This is a genomic window from Massilia sp. LXY-5, from assembly GCF_059801075.1.
Map to the genome: position 1 here is coordinate 467,923 of NZ_JBNNEH010000006.1, position 17,576 is coordinate 485,498.

10 protein-coding genes and 1 pseudogene are annotated in these 17,576 nt (G+C 63.5%); 6 read left to right on the plus strand and 5 right to left on the minus strand.

All coding sequences use genetic code 11. The features are described 5' to 3' along the window. Positions 1–50 precede the first annotated feature (50 nt). Together ACI48I_RS20550 and ACI48I_RS20555 are read right to left on the minus strand one after the other, a co-directional pair. Positions 51–362, minus strand: a complete 312-nt coding sequence (locus ACI48I_RS20550; protein ID WP_193687957.1) for a hypothetical protein — start codon at positions 360–362, stop codon at positions 51–53. 99 nt (positions 363–461) lie between these two features. Continuing rightward, a complete protein-coding gene (locus ACI48I_RS20555) occupies positions 462–2,903 on the minus strand; it encodes a TonB-dependent receptor (RefSeq protein WP_498575266.1) in 2,442 nt (813 codons plus the stop codon). A gap of 280 nt (positions 2,904–3,183) precedes the next feature. On the opposite strand from ACI48I_RS20555, the gene ACI48I_RS20560 reads away from it, so the two are divergent. The 6 genes and pseudogenes from ACI48I_RS20560 to ACI48I_RS20585 all read left to right on the plus strand — a co-directional run bounded on the left by ACI48I_RS20560 (position 3,184) and on the right by ACI48I_RS20585 (position 9,815). Beyond that, the gene (locus ACI48I_RS20560) at positions 3,184–4,194 is read left to right on the plus strand and encodes a LacI family DNA-binding transcriptional regulator (protein WP_498575267.1); all 1,011 of its coding nucleotides are present in this window, start codon (positions 3,184–3,186) and stop codon (positions 4,192–4,194) included. Between the two features lie 97 nt (positions 4,195–4,291). After that, positions 4,292–6,634: a glycoside hydrolase family 65 protein gene (locus ACI48I_RS20565; RefSeq protein ID WP_498575268.1), complete on the plus strand. Its 2,343-nt coding sequence runs from the start codon at positions 4,292–4,294 to the stop codon at positions 6,632–6,634. Next, positions 6,631–7,272 carry a beta-phosphoglucomutase gene (gene pgmB / locus ACI48I_RS20570; protein WP_498575269.1) on the plus strand — a complete coding sequence of 214 codons (642 nt, stop codon included), beginning with the start codon at positions 6,631–6,633 and terminating at the stop codon, positions 7,270–7,272. Before ACI48I_RS20565 ends, pgmB begins: the two co-directional genes overlap by 4 nt. Before the next feature lie 32 nt (positions 7,273–7,304). Next, positions 7,305–8,555, plus strand: a complete 1,251-nt coding sequence (locus tag ACI48I_RS20575) for an MFS transporter (protein WP_498575270.1) — start codon at positions 7,305–7,307, stop codon at positions 8,553–8,555. A gap of 59 nt (positions 8,556–8,614) precedes the next feature. Continuing rightward, positions 8,615–9,085: pseudogene (locus ACI48I_RS20580) on the plus strand (FAD-dependent oxidoreductase); the annotation flags it as partial. A gap of 67 nt (positions 9,086–9,152) precedes the next feature. Continuing rightward, a complete protein-coding gene (locus tag ACI48I_RS20585) occupies positions 9,153–9,815 on the plus strand; it encodes an FAD-dependent monooxygenase (RefSeq protein ID WP_498575271.1) in 663 nt (220 codons plus the stop codon). A gap of 36 nt (positions 9,816–9,851) precedes the next feature. On the opposite strand, the gene ACI48I_RS20590 is transcribed toward ACI48I_RS20585, so the two are convergent. The 3 genes from ACI48I_RS20590 to ACI48I_RS20600 all read right to left on the minus strand — a co-directional run bounded on the left by ACI48I_RS20590 (position 9,852) and on the right by ACI48I_RS20600 (position 17,505). Continuing rightward, positions 9,852–10,271 carry an SHOCT domain-containing protein gene (locus ACI48I_RS20590; protein WP_498575272.1) on the minus strand — a complete coding sequence of 140 codons (420 nt, stop codon included), beginning with the start codon at positions 10,269–10,271 and terminating at the stop codon, positions 9,852–9,854. A 203-nt stretch (positions 10,272–10,474) separates the two neighbouring features. Continuing rightward, on the minus strand, positions 10,475–13,762 hold the full coding sequence (gene icmF / locus ACI48I_RS20595) for a fused isobutyryl-CoA mutase/GTPase IcmF (RefSeq protein ID WP_498575273.1): 3,288 nt from the start codon (positions 13,760–13,762) through the stop codon (positions 10,475–10,477). A gap of 170 nt (positions 13,763–13,932) precedes the next feature. Next, positions 13,933–17,505 (minus strand): indolepyruvate ferredoxin oxidoreductase family protein, encoded by a 3,573-nt coding sequence (locus ACI48I_RS20600; RefSeq protein WP_498575274.1) that lies wholly within the window; start codon positions 17,503–17,505, stop codon positions 13,933–13,935. Positions 17,506–17,576: the final 71 nt, after the last annotated feature.

Below are 17,576 nucleotides of genomic sequence, written 5' to 3' on the forward strand. Positions count from 1 at the left end.
CACAATCGGGCAGGCGTTGTAGGCAGACGATTTCTTGTTGGAACTGCCTGTCAATCCTCGTCGGTCTTGCGCAGGCGGCCGAGCAGGGCTTCGACGTTTTCGCTGACGGGCAAGCCGTGGCGGCGCAGCAGCTGGACGTGCAGGACGAGGTTTTCGAGGACCAGCTTGGCGGACACCGCGAGCAGGGTCAGCAGGCGGTCTTCGGTACTGAAATTTTCCATGGCCGCCGCCATCTCGCACAGGTGGTTCGCCACCAGCGCTCGTAAATCGTCTTCCGCAAAGGGCAGATCGGCGAAATCGATCGGGTCTTCCAGCTCGACTTCGCGCATCAGGGCGGCAAGTTCTTCCGGCTTGATCGGCATGCGGGGCTCCGTGGATGGGTGACGCTTCCATTGTAGGCGCCGCGCAAAAAAAAAGGGAGCGGCAAGCCGCTCCCAAAGTCTGACGGGAAAGTTATTTAATTAAAAGCGATACAGGAGCGAGGCTTCCACCGCACGGCCGAAGATCGGACGGGCATTGATCGGACCGCTGCTCTGGGCGCCGGTCAGGCGCGAATTGCCTTCGGTGAGGCCCAGCTCGTTGGTGAGGTTGGTGGCCGCGACGCGCACTTCCCAGTTCGCGCCAATGCTGGCCAGCGCGCCGATGTCGAGCGTTTTATAGGACGGCAGGTAGGACAGGTTTGCCTGGTCGGCCCAGCGGTCGCCAACATAGGTGTAGGTACCGTACAACTTGACGGCGTTGTCGCCCAGCGGGATGCGGTAGCTCGGCGAGAAGCGGAACTGCAGGTTCGGCTGGCGCTGCACTTCGTTGCCGGTGATCGCCGGATTGTCGCGGTACTTCGATTTTTGATAATCGCCGGTCAGGGTCAGCTGCAGGTTTTTAACAGGACGCAGCGCCAGCTCGAATTCGACGCCGTGGCCGCGCGACCCGCTGACCGAGTTCAGGACCGCATCGGTCGTAATCTGCTGGAACGAAATGCCGGTGAATTCGGTGTAGAACGCGTTGATGTAAGCGCTGTACAGCGAGTTCGCCGTTTTGAAGCCCAGTTCGTACTGCTTCACCTTCGGGTTCGGCACGCCGTTGCGGTCGTTGACGGCCGCCTGGGTGCCGGCATTGCGCAGGTCGTCGAAGTAGATGAAGGTGTGGCCGGTGTTGGCACGGGCGAACACGCTGGCATCCTTGTTCAGCTTGTACAGGCCGCCGACGGTGAAGGAGGTGGCGCTGTCGTCGCGTTCCAGGCGGGTAAAGCTGCCGGTCGGGATCGAGGTGCCGTTATTGTAGACGGTCAGCGGATTGTTGTCGGTGTCGCCCGCGGACAGGTTCGAGATCGACCCTTCCAGGCTCTGGCGCTCGCGGCGCAGGCCGGCGTCGACGCGCAGGTTGTCGCTGATCTTCCATTCGTCGGCCAGGAACAGGGCGACGTTGTTGCCCTTGTAGTTGGCGACCGGCGCGTAGAAGACGTTGCCGCTCTTGCCGCCTTGCGAGACGATGGTGCCGTTGGTTAGGCTGGCGTTGATCAGGCGCGCGTTCGGCGTGGCCGTCATCAGGTGGGCGTTACCCAGGTACCACTCGTCGTCCGACTTGTAGTTCGCGTAGTAGCCGCCGACGGTGAGCGTATGGCCGGGGAAGACTTCGCGGCTGACACGCAGTTCATCGGTGAACGAGCGCAGCTGCTTTTCGACCGACCACAGGCCGGCCTGCACCACTTGCTGGTTCGGATCGACGGCGCCGCCGCCATTCACATAGGTCATGCTGCCGGAGCTGCTTGCCGCGGTCGGGTTGTACTTGGTGTTGGCGGCGGCCAGGTAGGCGGCTGCCGTCTGCGGGTTGTCGCCGGTGAACATCGAGATCGTGTTCAGGTCACCGTCGAAATAATTCGCCTTATTGGAAACGTCCCAGCCGTTGATCTTCTGCTCGTAGTCCACGCCCCAGACGGCGGCCTTCATGCCGCGGCCGTCGGCCAGGTCGCGCTCGAGCGTTTTGCCGGGCGCGGCGTCGATCGTGAAGTGACGCATTTCGTTGCTCATCAGGGTGCCGGTGAGCGGATCGAAGCCAGGGAATTCGCTGATGGTGCGGCCGTTGTTGCTCGAAATGAGCGGCACGCCGGTATAAAACGCGTTCTTTTCGTTGGTGGCGCGCACGTAGGCCGTGACTTCACCGCCCTCCAGCTTGCGGGTGATGGTCGCGGTCAGCTGGCCACCGTCGTCCGCCTTGAACTGCGGATCGCGCACGCCGTGGCCCTGGCGGTAGAAGCCGCCCACGGTGCCGTACCAGCCGTCGGCGAGCTTGCCGCCAACGAAGACGTCGCCGCGGCGCAGGTTGCCGGTGCCGGTGGTCAGGCGGATCGTGCGCTCAGGCACGTCATCACCCTTTTTCAGGATGAAGTTCATCGTCGCGCCAGGCTGGCCGACCGAATAGATCGTGCTCGGGCCGCCGCGCAGCACTTCCACGCGCTCGATCGTGTCGTCGAGGCGGAAGGCCGAGGTGCCCTCGAAGAAGGACAGCACCGGCACCGGATAGATTGGATTGCCGTTCAGCTGGACCGAGACGAAGGGCGAGTCGGAGCCCGACGGGAAGCCGCGCACTTCGACGTTGGCGCCCGACTGGCCGCCGGTCGCTTCTGCGTACACGCCCGGTACCAGTTTCAACACGTCGGCGGTGCTGCTCGGCGAAGCCGCTTTCAGCTGCTCTTCATTGGCGGTGGTGATGGAGAAGGAGGTGTCGATCCTGCGGGTGCCGGAAGCCGAGGCGGTACCGGTGACGACGACTTGCTGGATTTCCTGGGTGACTGCGGCATTGCTGCCTTCTTGAGGCGTAGCCTGGCCGGCGGCCTGGGCTTGGCTAACCAGGGTCAGCACGGCCAGTGCGACCGTGGACAGCACGAACTGCTTCGATTGGTTCATGTAATTGCTCTCTTTTTTATGGTTCAAAATCCGTCTCCTGGACATGCGGGCCCTGGCGGGCCGTTGAACGCGTACTGTCGCAGTGCATGTACTACTTCGTCGTCTTGCTCGTATTTGGTGCATTGGCGGGCTTGAATGGTGCACGCCTGTCAATGTGTGTCATTGAAACAAGGAATGATATCGATGTCAATAAAATTGTTATCGATGTCATTTGTGATTCCACCGTCATTTAAATCTGTCATAATTTGACGCAGAGTTGTTTCCTTCACCCAAGTAGCCCATGGCGACCAACAAAAATATCAAGCGCAGCAGCGAAGCCGGCATGACGATGGAAGACCTGGCCGCGCTGGCCGGCGTGTCCACGATCACCGTGTCGCGCGCGCTGCGCAACAGCCCGCTCGTGACCGAGAAGACGCGCGATAAAGTGCGCCGCATCGCCGAAGAGCAGGGCTACCGCCTGAACATCAGCGCCCGCAACCTGCGCATGGGCCGCAGCAATTCGGTGGCCGTGGTGGTGGAAATGACGCCCATTAAAGGGCGGCCGATGTCGGATCCGTATCCGCTGGCCCTGCTCGGCGGAATTACCGAAGAACTGACAGCGGCCGGCTACACCGTTGTATTAACGTCACGCCAACTGCTCGACAGCGCGCCGGTGCGCGGCGCCGACGGCATGATCCTGCTGGGACAGGGTTCGCATGGCGAAGCGGTCAAGGTCTTGCAAAAGGTCGGCCTGCCGCTGATCGTCTGGGGTGCACCGGAAGCGTCCGACTCATATGTGGTGGTCGGCAGCGACAACCACGCCGGCGGCGCCAGCGCCGCGGCGCGCTTCATCGAGCAGCGCCGCCGCAAGCTGGTCTTTCTCGGCGACGTAGACCACGCCGAAGTGCAGAGCCGCTGCGCCGGCTTCATCGAGGCCATGCGCGGCCACGGCATCGTCCATATCGTGCGCCCGAAAGCATTCACCTTCGAGGCCGGTTTCGACAGCATGACGGCGCTGCTCAAGAAGAAGGGAGAGCACGCCGTCGACGGCGTGTTCGCGGCCAGCGATTTGCTGGCGATGGGCGCGATCCGGGCGCTGGCCGAACACGGTCTGCGCGTGCCCGACGAGGTGTCGGTGATCGGCTACGACGATACGCCGGGCGCGGCCAGTTTCGTGCCGCCGCTGACCAGCGTGCACCAGGATTTGCGCGATGGCGGCGTTTTACTTGGACGCAAGATGCTGGCGCTGCTGAACGACGAGCCGGTCGCCTCCGAGACGCTTCCGACCAGGCTGATCGTGCGCCAGACCTGAGTTTTATCCGCTTCAACCCTTTACCCCGGTGTCCGCCCGAGCGGACGCCTGTTTTGTTTCGACTTCGATCCACCGTACTCCGTTTTGAGGACTCGCCGTGCAGCCATCCGACAGCCCAACCATGACCCTTCCGCTCGATCCGTGGAGCATCCGCGAGACCGGTTTCGATACCAGTACCCACTTCCTGCGCGAGACCCTGTTCGCGCTCGGTAACGGCTACATCGGCCTGCGCGGTACCGGCGAAGAGGGCTATACCGGCCCGGCCGGCACCTCGCTCGACGGCACCTACCTGAACGGCTTTTACGAGTCCGAGCCGATTGTCTATCCGGAGGCGGCCTTTGCGCTGGCCAAGACAAACCAGTTCATGCTCAACGTGCCGAACGCGAAGGGCGTCGAGATCGAGATCGACGGCGCACGTTTTAATCCATTGACCGGCACCCTCGGGCGCTACGAGCGTGTGCTCGACTTGCGCAGCGGCGTGCTGGTGCGCTCGCTCGAATGGACCGCACCGAACGGCAAGCGCATCGCGCTGCGCAGTCGGCGCGTGGTGTCGTTCGCAAATAAGCACCTGTTCGCGATCGAGGTCGAACTGACGCCGCTGAATTTCTCGGGCACGGTCATGATTAAATCCTTCCTCGATGGCGCCGTGAAAAACCAGGAAGCGGGCGACGATCCGCGCGTCGGCTCGGCGGTGTCGGGCCCGGCCCTGAAAACGGTCTCGGTCGAACAGGTTGATGCCTTCTCGGCCCTCGTGCAGCGCACCCACAACAGCGGTTTCAGTTTGGTGAGCGCGATCCAGACCGTCGTCGAGGGTATCGCGGCGAGCGCCTGGCAGGAAGGCCAGCGCGCCGGCCAGAGCTTCGCCTGCGACGCCGTCGAGGGACAAACCCTGCGCCTGACGAAATACGGCAGCTACCACTCCTCGCGCGACTATCCGGAAGGAGAATTGCTGGCTCGTGCCCGTGAGACGCTCGCGGCCGCCCAGGCAGCCGGCTTCGAAGCGCTGTGCGCCTCGCAGGCGGCCTTCCTGGCCGACTTCTGGGCCAGTGCCGACGTCGAGATTGCCGGCGACGACGCGCTCCAGCAGGGTATTCGCTTCAATGAATACCACCTGCTGCAATCGGTGGGACGCGACGGCCGCACCAACATCGCGGCGAAAGGCGTGACCGGAGAGGGATATGAGGGCCACTATTTCTGGGACACCGAAATCTACATCTTCCCGTTCTTCCTGTATTCGAAGCCGGAGATCGCGCGCAAGTTACTTGAATATCGCTACGCCGGCCTGGAGCAGGCACGCGAGCGCGCGCGCCAGATGGCGCATGCGAAGGGAGCGCTGTACCCGTGGCGCACCATCGCCGGCGGCGAGTGCTCGGCATACTTCCCGGCCGGGACCGCGCAGTACCACATCAACGCCGACATCGCGTATTCCATCAAATCGTATTACGAAGCGACCGGCGACCTCGATTACATGGCGCAGGCGGGCCTCGAGATCGTGCTGGAGACGGCGCGCATCTGGATCGGCATCGGCAGCGATGACCGCGAAGGGCGCTTCTGCATCAACGAAGTGACCGGGCCCGACGAATACACGGCGCTGGTGAACAACAATTACTACACCAACGCGATGGCGCGCATGCACCTGCGCTTCGCCGCCGACATGGCCGACCAGCTGGCAAGCGAGCGCGCGCACGACTTCGCGCGCGTCGCCACCGCGACCGGCGTGACGGACGACGAAATCGCCGTCTGGCGCGACGCCGCCGCGCGCATGCACCTTCCCTATGACGGCAAGCTCGGCATCCACGAGCAGGACGACAGCTTCCTGTCGAAAAAAGTGTGGGACTTCGCGAACACGCCGAAAGAGAACTACCCGCTGCTGCTGAACTATCACCCGATGGTGATCTACCGCCACCAGGTCTGCAAGCAGGCCGACGTGGTGCTGGCGCTGATGCTGCTGTCGAACGAGTTCACGCTGGAAGACAAGCGGCGCGACTTCGATTACTACGAAGCCGTCACGACCCACGATTCTTCTCTCTCGTCCTGCATCTTCAGCATCATCGCCTCCGAGGTCGGCTACCACGACAAGGCCTACGACTACTTCATGGAGACGGCGCGCCTTGACCTGGACGACACCCACGGCAATACCCATTACGGGGTGCACACGGCGGCAATGGCCGGCACCTGGATGGGCGTGGCCTATGGTTTCGCCGGCATGCGCGTCTCCGATGGCGCGCTGCGCTTCGCCCCGACTCTGCCGAAGCAGTGGCAGCACTACCAGTTCAAGATCCAGTTGCGCGGCGCCCAGCTGCAGGTGCGCGTCGATGCCGGCGCGGTCGAGTACTCGCTGCTGGCGGGCGATACGCTGGACTTCAGCCACCTCGGACAAGAGGTGCAACTCACCCGCGCGGCGCCGAACGCCCGCATCCCGATGGAGCCACAGGCATGAGTCACTTCAAGGCAGTCATTTTCGATCTCGACGGCGTCATCACCGACACCGCCCATTACCACTACCTGGCCTGGAAGGCGCTGGCCGAATCGGAAGGCGTGCATTTCGATCACGCGTTCAATGAAAATTTAAAAGGCGTGGACCGCATGGGGTCCCTGAACCTGATTCTCGCGGGTTCGCCGAAGACGTACACGATGGAGGAAAAACTGGCGCTGGCCGAGCGCAAGAACAATCAGTACGTGGAACTGATCGCGACCATGAGCGCGGCGGACCTGCTGCCGGGCGCGATTGACGCCCTCGCTGCGGTGCGCGCTGCCGGCCTGAAAATCGGCCTGGCCTCGGTCAGCAAGAACGCGTTCACGGTGCTCGATCGCCTCGGCATCCGCGACCGCTTCGATTACGTGGTCGACGCCGCTCGCATCGCCAACAGCAAGCCGCATCCGGAGATTTTCCTGAATGCCGCCGCGGCACTGGGCGTGGCGCCCGGGGACTGCCTGGGTGTGGAAGACGCGGTGGCGGGGGTCGCCTCGATCAAGTCGGCGGGCATGTTCGCGCTGGGAGTCGGCAGTCCCGCCGTGCTGACCCAGGCCGATCGGGTGATCCCGAGCCTGAGCGAATTCCGCCTGAACGACTACTGACACGCGCATCACACTAAAAAAACGGAGACAGCGTGAAAAACCAGCGCATTTTATTGGCCTTGTTCCTGATTTACTTCGTGTTCGCGATCCTGCTCAACAGCGTGGGCACGGTGATCCTGCAGGTCATCAACAACTACGACGTGAGCAAATCCGGCGCCAGCATCCTGGAGGCTTTCAAGGACCTGCCGATCGCCGCGGTGTCCTTTCTGGTCGCGTCGTTTTTGCCGCGCCTGGGCTACAAGAATGCGATGCTGGTCGCGCTGGCCATCGTCACCGCGGCCTGCGTGGCGATGCCGCTGTTGCCGAGTTTTGCGACGGCCAAGCTGCTGTTCCTGTGCGTGGGCGTGGCGTTTGCACTAGTCAAGGTGTCGGTGTATTCGACGCTGGGGCTGATCGCCACCGACCGGCGCCACCACGCCAGCATCATGAATACGCTGGAGGGCGTGTTCATGGTCGGCGTCTTGAGCGCCTACTGGGTGTTCGCCCATTTCATTGATTCGGCCAATCCGAAATCGCAGAGCTGGCTGCAGGTGTACTGGGTGCTGGGCGGCCTGTGCGCGTTCACGTTCGTCCTGCTGCTCACCACGCGCTTCGACGAGAGCGAGGCCCAGCTGCCGGCCGGGCGCAGCCGCTGGGAAGATTTCACGGCGATGTTCAAGCTGTTTACGAAACCCCTGGTGTGCGTGTTCGTGCTCACCGCTTTCCTGTACGTGCTGATCGAGCAGAGCGTCGGCACCTGGCTGCCGACGTTTAACAACGAAATCCTGAAACTGCCGGCGGCGATGAGCGTGCAGGTGGCCAGCATCTTCGCGGCCTGCCTCGCGATCGGGCGCCTGTCGGCCGGCGTCGTGATGCGCAAGGTGCACTGGTACACGGTAATGAACGGCTGCGTGATCGGCATGGCGGCGATGGTGCTGCTGGCCCTGCCGCTGACGCGCGAACTCGCCATCGACGCGAATGTGACGTGGGAGAACGCGCCGCTGGCGACCTTCCTGTTCCCGCTGATCGGCCTGTTCATGGCGCCGATCTACCCGGGCATCAATTCGGTCATGCTCAGTTCCCTGCCGAAGAACCAGCATTCGGCCATGACCGGTTTATTGGTGATTTTTTCGGCGCTGGGCGGCACCACGGGCTCGTTCATTACCGGCTACGTGTTCGGCAATTTCAGCGGCCACTTCGCGTTTTATCTGACGCTGGTGCCGATTACGCTGGTGTTGATTACGCTGTTCTTCTTCCGCCGCCAGGTGGAGCGCAGCGGGGAAGCCGTGGCGCAGCCGGCCTGACAGGGGTTGTGCGGCGCCACCGACCCGGGGGCGCCGACCTCGTCTAGAATGGCATGATGATGCCAAATAGCAATCGTCTCAGTATTGGAATCGTCGGCGCCGGCACGGCCGGCCTGGCGAGCGCCATTGCCCTGGCCCGTCTCGGGCACCCGGTGACGGTCTTCGAGAAGCACCCATCCCTCAGTCCTTTCGGCGCGGGCCTGCTGATCCAGCCGCAAGGCGTCGCCGCCCTCGATGCGCTGGGTGTCGGCGCCGCCTTCCACGCGGCCAGCGTGCCGGTGACGCGCCTGCTCGGCACCTGCCACCGCAACTGGACCCTGGTCGACATCACTTATGACGAACACGAAGCGCGCGGCGTGAGCCGGGCGGCGCTGGCGCAGGTGCTGCTCGAGGCCGCGCTGGCGCTGGGGGTGCGTATCCGCTATGGCTGTCCGGTCGAGATGGTCACGGTCGAGGGCGAGCGGGCGACCGTGCATGCCCCATGCGCTGCCGGCTTCGACCTGGTCGTGATGGCCGATGGCGCGGCATCCACCTTGCCGGCGCAGGTCGGGCTGTCGGTGGCCTCCACGGTCTATCAATGGGGGGGCATTGTGGGCGATGTTCGATGTCGCCGACTGGGACGGGCAGGCCCTGCTCGAGCAGCGCTACGAGACCACGCGCAAGATGTTCGGCCTGATGCCGACGGCGCGCGTGGACGGCAAGTTGCGCCTGTCAATGTTCTGGAGTTTACCGTGCGCCGACTATGCCGCGTGGCAGGCGCGTCCGATCGAGGAGTGGAAGGACGAATTGCGCGCCCTCTGGCCGCAGGCGGCGCCCGTCATCGATCAGATCGAACGCCATGACCAGTTCGCGCTCGCCACCTACCGCCATGCGCGCGCCCGGCGGTTGGCGGGCGGTCCCGTCTGCGTGATCGGCGACGCCGCGCATTCGATGAGTCCCCAGCTTGGCCTGGGCAGCACGCTGGCGGTGCAGGATGCGCTTGCGCTGGCGAACGCCGTCCGCCTGCACGGTGCGGTCGCCGGCGCGGCAGCCTATTCGAAGGCGCGGCTGTGCGCCGTGCGCAACTACCAGATGCTGAGCAAGGCGCTCACACCCTGCTTCCAGGCCGACAGTACGGGCCTGTGGCGCGACCTCGTGTTTGCGCTCGGCTTGAAGCTGCCGGGCATTCAGCGCCTCATGTACCGCAGCATCGCCGCGCCGGCGCGGGCAGTCAAAAAACAAATCCCTCCGGACGCCGCGGAGGCGTTGCGGAGGGATTGAGCGCGCCGGCCGCGGGCGCGGCCCTCGCGGTTCCGATCAGATCTCGGCCAGCAGCTGGCTCCGCTTCGAGCCGTATTCGGCGTCGCTGACGAGCCCCTGGCGCTTGAGTTCCTCCAGTTGCTTCAGGCGCTCCTGCAGGGAGGGGCCGCCGCTTGCCGCACGCTGCGGTGTCCTTTCGGTAGGCGTGGCCAGGGACGCCGACCCGCAAGCGGCATTGATGTCGTTCATCAGCGCGACTTCGTCGAAAACGGTCACGCCTTTCTGGTCGCGCGTGAGGTTGGCATAGGTCCGTCCCAGGTTCAACGTGGTCATGCGCAGCCCGGCATTGGTCGGATCCGCCGTCAACTTGGCAAGGCTGTTGTCGTAAGCTTCCTTCGCGCTCTTCCGCATCGTGGATTTACCCATGGCGGCGAGCACCATCACCACGGCTACGCCGATTAAGATTACCCAAAACATAGATTCCCCTTTGACTGTGGCAGCAGTTTCACTGCAGAACTTTGCAGGATGATACGCTTTTTTTCCTTGAGGAATCTATCGAAAATTCACAAGCGGTGCACCGGGATGCTGCGTTTCAGGATGGAGACGTGAGGACGAGGGCGCGTCCCGCGAACGGGGAATGCGCCGGCTGGCACACGAACGGCGCCAGCCGAGGATCCTGCTTACATATTGCGGCGGTACTGCCCACCCACCTCGAACAGGGCCGTCGTGATCTGGCCCAGCGAGCAGACGCGCACGGCGTCCATCAGTTTTTCGAACACATTCTCGTTGTCGATCGCGGCCTGCTGCAGCGCGGCCAGGGCCGCTGGTGCCTCGGCTGCGTGCTGCTGATGGAAGGCTTCCAGGCGCGTCAGCTGCGACTGCTTTTCATCGTCGGTCGAACGGGCCAGTTCGATCGTGGCCGGGGCTTCCGCGCCTTTCGGGTTGCGGAAGGTGTTGACGCCGATGATGGGCAGCGAGCCGTCGTGCTTCTTGTGCTCGTACAGCATCGACTCTTCCTGGATCTTGCCGCGCTGGTAGCCGGTTTCCATCGCGCCCAGCACGCCGCCGCGCTCGGCGATGCGCTCGAATTCCTGCAGCACGGCTTCTTCGACCATGTCGGTCAGTTCGTCCATGATGAACGAGCCCTGGTTCGGGTTCTCGTTCTTGGCCAGGCCCCATTCGCGGTTGATGATCAGCTGGATCGCCAGTGCGCGCCGCACGGATTCGTCGGTCGGCGTGGTGATCGCTTCGTCATACGCATTGGTGTGCAGCGAGTTGCAATTGTCGTAGATCGCGATCAGCGCCTGCAGCGTGGTACGGATGTCGTTGAAATCGATTTCCTGCGCGTGCAGCGAGCGGCCCGAGGTCTGGATGTGGTATTTCAGCTTCTGCGAACGGTCGTTGGCGCCGTATTTGTCGCGCATGGCGACGGCCCAGATGCGGCGTGCGACGCGGCCCAGCACCGTGTATTCCGGATCCATGCCGTTCGAGAAGAAGAACGACAGGTTGGGCGCGAAATCGTCGATGTGCATGCCGCGCGCCAGGTAGGCTTCGACAAACGTAAAACCGTTCGACAGCGTAAACGCCAGCTGCGAGATCGGGTTCGCGCCCGCTTCGGCGATGTGGTAGCCCGAGATCGACACCGAATAAAAATTGCGGACCTGGTGGTGGACGAAATACTCCTGGATGTCGCCCATGACTTTCAAGGAAAACTCGGTCGAGAAGATGCAGGTATTCTGGCCCTGGTCTTCCTTCAGGATGTCGGCCTGCACCGTGCCGCGCACGTTGGCGAGCACCCATTCCTTGATTTTGGCCGCTTCGTCGGCGGTCGGCTGGCGATGGTTGTCGGCCACGAATTTGTCGATCTGCTGGTCGATCGCGGTGTTCATGAACATCGCCAGGATGGTCGGCGCCGGGCCGTTGATCGTCATCGAGACGGACGTGCTCGGGCTGCACAAATCAAAGCCGTCGTACAGCACCTTCATGTCGTCCAGGGTGGCGATCGAGACGCCCGAGTTGCCGACTTTGCCGTAGATGTCCGGACGCAGGGCCGGGTCGGCGCCGTAGAGGGTGACGGAATCGAAGGCGGTCGACAGGCGCTTCGCATCCATGCCGGTCGAGACCAGTTTAAAACGTTTATTGGTGCGGAAGGCATCGCCTTCGCCGGCGAACATGCGGGTCGGATCCTCTCCTTCGCGTTTGAAGGCGAATACGCCGGCGGTGAACGGGAAGGAGCCCGGCACGTTTTCCAGCATCAGGAAGCGCAGCACTTCGCCGTGGTCCTCGAACTTCGGCAGCGCGACCTTGCGGATGCTGGTGCCGGACAGGGTTTTCTGCACCAGGGTCGTGCGGATTTCCTTGTCGCGGATTTTGACGACGTAATCGTCGCCGGCGTAAGCGGCCTGCATGTCGGGCCACATCGCCAGCAGTTTCTTGGCGCCGGCGTCCATCGCATTGTCACGCTCGGTGATCAGGTCGTCGAGGACCACTTCGCGATTCGCCGCGGCCAGCATGCGCTTGGTCTCACTGAGTTGCTGGCGCTCGCGCGCGAGTTTCACCTGTTTCGCGGTGTTCTTGTGATAGCCGCGCACGGTGTCGGCGATCTCGGCGAGGTAGCGTGCACGGGCCGGCGGGACGATCACGTTCTTGCCGCTCGAGTGTTTCTGCGATGGGACGGCCAGTTTCGACGGCTCGATGTGCAGGCCCAGTTCCGCCAGCTTCGGCAGCAGGCCGTGGTAGAGGGCGGTGACGCCGTCGTCATTGAAACGCGAGGCTTGCGTGCCGAACACCGGCATCTGGTCCGGGCTCTGGCTCCACAGTTCGCGATTTCTCTGGTACTGCTTCGCCACGTCGCGCAGCGCGTCCTGGGCGCCCTTGCGGTCGAACTTGTTGATCGCAATGAAATCGGCGAAATCGAGCATGTCGATTTTTTCCAGCTGCGAGGCGGCGCCGAATTCCGGGGTCATCACGTACATCGAGGCGTCGACGTGCGGCACGATGGCCGCATCGCCCTGGCCGATGCCCGAAGTCTCGACGATCACGAGATCAAAACCGGCGACTTTGCAGGCCGCGATCACGTCCGGCAGTGCATGCGAAATCTCGGAGCCGGCTTCACGCGTGGCGAGCGAGCGCATGAAGACGCGGGATTGGCCGTTCCACGGATTGATCGCGTTCATGCGGATCCGGTCGCCGAGCAGGGCGCCGCCCGACTTGCGGCGCGACGGATCGATCGAAATGACCGCGATGTTCAGGCGGTCGTTCTGGTCGAGGCGGATGCGGCGAATGAGTTCGTCGGTGAGCGAGGATTTGCCCGCGCCGCCGGTGCCGGTGATGCCGAGCGCCGGGACTTTCACGAGGTCGGCCGCTTCCACGATCTGCTTGCGCAGTTCCGGGTCGACTTTGCCGTTTTCCAGCGCGGTGATCAGCTGGGCCAGCGGGCGGTGACGCTCGGCGATGTCGCCCGATTGCAGCGGGGCGAGGGCGGTCGGCGCGTACGGGGTCAGGTCGATGTCGCAGGCTTCGATCATCGAGCGGATCATGCCGACTAAACCCATGCGCTGGCCGTCTTCCGGACTGAAGATGCGGGTGACGCCATAGGCGTGCAGTTCTTCGATTTCGGACGGGACGATCACGCCGCCGCCGCCGCCGAAGACTTTAATGTGCGCGCCGCCGCGCTGGCGCAGCAGGTCGATCATGTATTTAAAATATTCGACGTGGCCGCCCTGGTAGCTGGAAATGGCGATGCCTTGCACGTCTTCGGCCAGGGCCGCGGTGACGACGTCGTCGACCGAGCGGTTGTGGCCGAGGTGGATGACTTCGACGCCGTTCGACTGCAGGATGCGGCGCATGATGTTAATCGAGGCATCGTGGCCGTCGAACAGCGACGCGGCGGTGACGAAGCGGACCTTGTTGGCGAGCTTCGGCTGCTCCGGCAGCTCGAGCTTGGCGGCGGTGGTGATGTCGTTCATGGGGTTCCTTCTGGAAGTCGGACGCGGACAGGTTCGATTTGTACGGTATATGACGTTAACGTTAACGTCAAGTTTGGGATGCAGGATGATCGACGGATGAGACCGCGTGGGCACAAGTGCCCACCCTACGGAGGGTGGACTCCCGCGTCCACGCGGTACAACGCCAGAAATTAAGCTGCGCGCTTCTTGATGTTGCCGCTGAGCAGCTCCGCCTTGCGGGCACGGAAAGCTTCGACCGCCTTTTCCTTCACGTGACCAAAGCCGCGGATCTGTTCCGGCAGGTTCGCCAGCTCGACGGCGGTGGCATACGAGGCGCCGTTCAGGGACGGCAGCAGCATGTCGATCATCTGGCGATACTCGACAATCAGCGCGCGCTCCATCTTGCGCTCGGCGGTGTGGCCGAACACGTCGAAGGCGCCGCCGCGCAGGCCTTTCAGTTTAGCCAGCACTTTGAACGCGCCCAGCATCCAGGAGCCGAATTCCTTTTTGACCAGCTGGCCCTTGGCATCCTTCTTCGCGAACAGCGGCGGCGCCAGATTGAACTTGAATTTAAAATCGCCTTCGAACTGCGATTTCACCTGCTCCAGGAAGCGGCCGTCGGTGTACAGGCGCGCCACTTCGTATTCGTCTTTATACGCCATCAGCTTGAAGTAGTACTTCGCCACCGCCATCGACAGTTTATTCCCGAGACCCGCTGCCGTTTCGGCCGCGCGCACGCGCTCCACCAGCTCGGCATACAGGCCGGCATAGGCCGCGTCCTGGTAGCCGGTCAGGAACGCGACACGCTTCTTGATGACCGTATCGAGGCTTTGCGGCATCTGCACCAGCACGGCCTGGGCCGGCGTTGCCACCTTTTCGACGCGCTTGAAATCGACTGCGGCGCGACGGCCCCAGAGGAAGCTCTTTTTATTCGAGGCCACGGCGACACCATTCAGTTCGATCGCCCGCATCAGCGAGGCTTCGGTCAGCGGGATGCGCCCTTTCTGCCAGGCGTAACCCATCAGGAACAGGTTCGTTGCGATCGAGTCGCCCATCAGCGCAGTCGCTAATTTGGTGGCGTCGACGAAATCGGCGCCGGACGCGCCGCCGACCGCTTCCACGATCAGGCCGCGCACGTCGTCGGCCGGGAACTGCCAGTCGGCGTTCTGGGCAAAGGTGCCGGTTGGCTGCTCGTGCAGGTTGACGATGGCCAGCGTGCGGCCCGGACGCATTTTCGAGATGGCATCGGCGGCGCCGGTGGTCAGCATGTCGCAGCCGAGCACGAGGTCCGCTTCGCCGGTGGCGATGCGCTGGGCGCGCAGGCGCTCCGGCGTCGCTGCGATTTTCACGTGCGAGGTGACGGAGCCGTTCTTCTGGCTCATGCCGGTCATGTCCAGCACCGAAGCACCCTTGGCTTCCAGGTGCGCCGCCATGCCCATCAGCGCGCCGACGGTGATCACGCCGGTGCCGCCGATGCCGTTGATCAGGATGTTGTACGGATGCTCGACCGACGGCAGCATCGGCTCGGGCAGTACACCCCAGCCGTCGTCACCGGCGTCTTTCGACACACCTGCCTTGCTCTTCTTGAGCGTGCCGCCTTCGACCGTGACAAAACTCGGGCAGAAGCCTTTGGTGCACGAATAGTCCTTGTTGCAGGACGACTGGTCGATGGTGCGCTTGCGGCCGAAATCGGTCTCTTTCGGCAGGATCGAGACGCAGTTCGACTGGATGCCGCAGTCGCCGCAGCCTTCGCAGACGGCTTCGTTGATGACCATGCGCTTGGGCAGGTCGGGGAATTCGCCCTTCTTGCGGCGGCGGCGCTTCTCGGCCGCGCAGGTCTGGTCGTAGATGATGACCGACACGCCCGGCAGCTCGCGCAGTTCGCGCTGGATGTCGTCCATCTCCTTGCGGTCGTGCAGGGTCACCAGCGCCGGCAGCGAAGAGCGGTCCGCGTAGCGCGACAAATCTTCGGTGACGAGGGCGATGCGTTTGACGCCCTCGGCCGCCATCTGCTGGGCGATCATCGGCACCGAGGTCTGGCCGTCGACCGGCTGGCCGCCGGTCATCGCGACCGCGTCGTTGTACAGGATTTTATAAGTGATGTTCACCTTGGCCGACACGGCGGCGCGCACGGCGAGATAGCCCGAGTGGAAGTACGTCCCGTCGCCCAGGTTCTGGAACACGTGCGGCACTTTCGAGAACGCGGCCTGCCCGATCCAGGGCGCGCCTTCGCCGCCCATGTGGGTGGTCAGCTTGTTCATCTCCGGGTAGATGGACGTTGCCATCACGTGGCAGCCGATGCCGGCCAATGCGAAGGAGCCGTCCGGCACTTTCGTGGACGTGTTGTGCGGGCAGCCGGAGCAATAAAAGGCTGGGCGGAAGGGCGTGGTGATCGCCTTTTGCAGCACGGTGTCCTTGGCATCGAGGAAGGCGAGACGGGCCTTGATCAGGTCACGCGTGGCCTCGTCCGTAACGAGGCGTGCGATGCGGCCGGCGATCACGCGCGCGACCTGGGCAACTGAAAAATCGGCCTTCGGCGGCAGCAGCCAGTCGCCGCGCGGCGCAACCCATTCTCCCTTGTCGTCGAACTTGCCGATGATGTGAGGACGGACGTCGTCGCGCCAGTTGTACAGCTGTTCCTTTAACTGGTATTCGACGACTTGCCGCTTTTCCTCGACCACCAGGATTTCGTCCAGGCCCTGCGCGAATTCGCGCACGCCTTCCGGTTCCAGCGGCCAGATCATCGCGACCTTGAACAGGCGCAGGCCGACCTTGGCCGCCATCGCCTCATCGATGCCGAGTTCTTCCAGCGCTTCCAGAACGTCGAGATAGGATTTGCCCGAGGCGATGATGCCGAGCTTCGCGTTCGGGCTGTCGATCGTCTTGTGATTCAGCTTGTTTTCGCGCGCATAGGCCAGGGCCGCGTAGATCTTATAGTCCTGCATCAGCGCTTCCTGGTTGCGCGCCTGCTGGCCCAGCGGGACCGAAGACAATGTCGTATTCAGGCCACCTTCCGGCATCGCGAAATCCTGCGGTAGTTTGACCTGCACGCGGTGCGGATTGGCGTCGACCGAGGCGCTCGATTCGACCGTGTCGGCCAGCGCTTTGAAAGCCACGGCGCAGCCCGAGAAGCGCGACATCGCCCAGCCGTGCACGCCGAGGTCCAGGTATTCCTGCACATTGCAGGGGTACAGGACCGGGATCATGCAGGCCGAGAAGATGTGGTCCGACTGGTGCGGCAGGGTCGACGAATAGGCGCCGTGGTCGTCGCCGGCGACGAGCAGCACGCCGCCATGCTTTGCGGTACCGGCATGGTTCATGTGTTTGAAGACGTCGCCGCAGCGGTCCACGCCGGGGCCCTTGCCGTACCACATGGCGAACACGCCGTCGTATTTCGTCGGGCCGATCAGGTCCACCGTTTGCGTGCCCCAGACGGCGGTCGCCGCGAGGTCTTCGTTCACGCCCGGCACGAACTGGACGTGGCTCGCCTCCAGGTGGTTTTTTGCTTTCCACAGGGTCTCGTCGAGGCCGCCCAGCGGCGAACCGCGGTAGCCGGACACGAAACCGGCGGTGTTCAGGCCGGCCGCGCCGTCGCGCTCGCGCTGCATCATCGGCAGGCGTACCAGGGCCTCGATGCCCGACAGGAAGATGTTGCCTGACTTCGCAGTGTATTTGTCGTCGAGGGTGACCGCAGTTAAAGCTGAGTTATTGAGGCGGGACGGGACAGCATCCTGCGCGGCTTGTGGCGCGACGGTATCGGGCATGACGGACTCCATGGGTATGCGAGGGATCCTGCCGCGTCGGTCACGCCGGGTAGGCGCGGGGTGACGGCAGG

Bases quoted from the DNA above. Each gene is read 5' to 3' on its own strand.
- ACI48I_RS20550 (WP_193687957.1), bottom strand. From the start codon at position 362: ATGCCGATCAAGCCGGAAGAACTTGCCGCCCTGATGCGCGAAGTCGAG.
- ACI48I_RS20555 (WP_498575266.1), bottom strand. From the start codon at position 2,903: ATGAACCAATCGAAGCAGTTCGTGCTGTCCACGGTCGCACTGGCCGTG.
- ACI48I_RS20560 (WP_498575267.1), top strand. From the start codon at position 3,184: ATGGCGACCAACAAAAATATCAAGCGCAGCAGCGAAGCCGGCATGACG.
- pgmB (WP_498575269.1), top strand. From the start codon at position 6,631: ATGAGTCACTTCAAGGCAGTCATTTTCGATCTCGACGGCGTCATCACC.
- ACI48I_RS20585 (WP_498575271.1), top strand. From the start codon at position 9,153: ATGTTCGATGTCGCCGACTGGGACGGGCAGGCCCTGCTCGAGCAGCGC.
- ACI48I_RS20590 (WP_498575272.1), bottom strand. From the start codon at position 10,271: ATGTTTTGGGTAATCTTAATCGGCGTAGCCGTGGTGATGGTGCTCGCC.
- icmF (WP_498575273.1), bottom strand. From the start codon at position 13,762: ATGAACGACATCACCACCGCCGCCAAGCTCGAGCTGCCGGAGCAGCCG.
- ACI48I_RS20600 (WP_498575274.1), bottom strand. From the start codon at position 17,505: ATGCCCGATACCGTCGCGCCACAAGCCGCGCAGGATGCTGTCCCGTCC.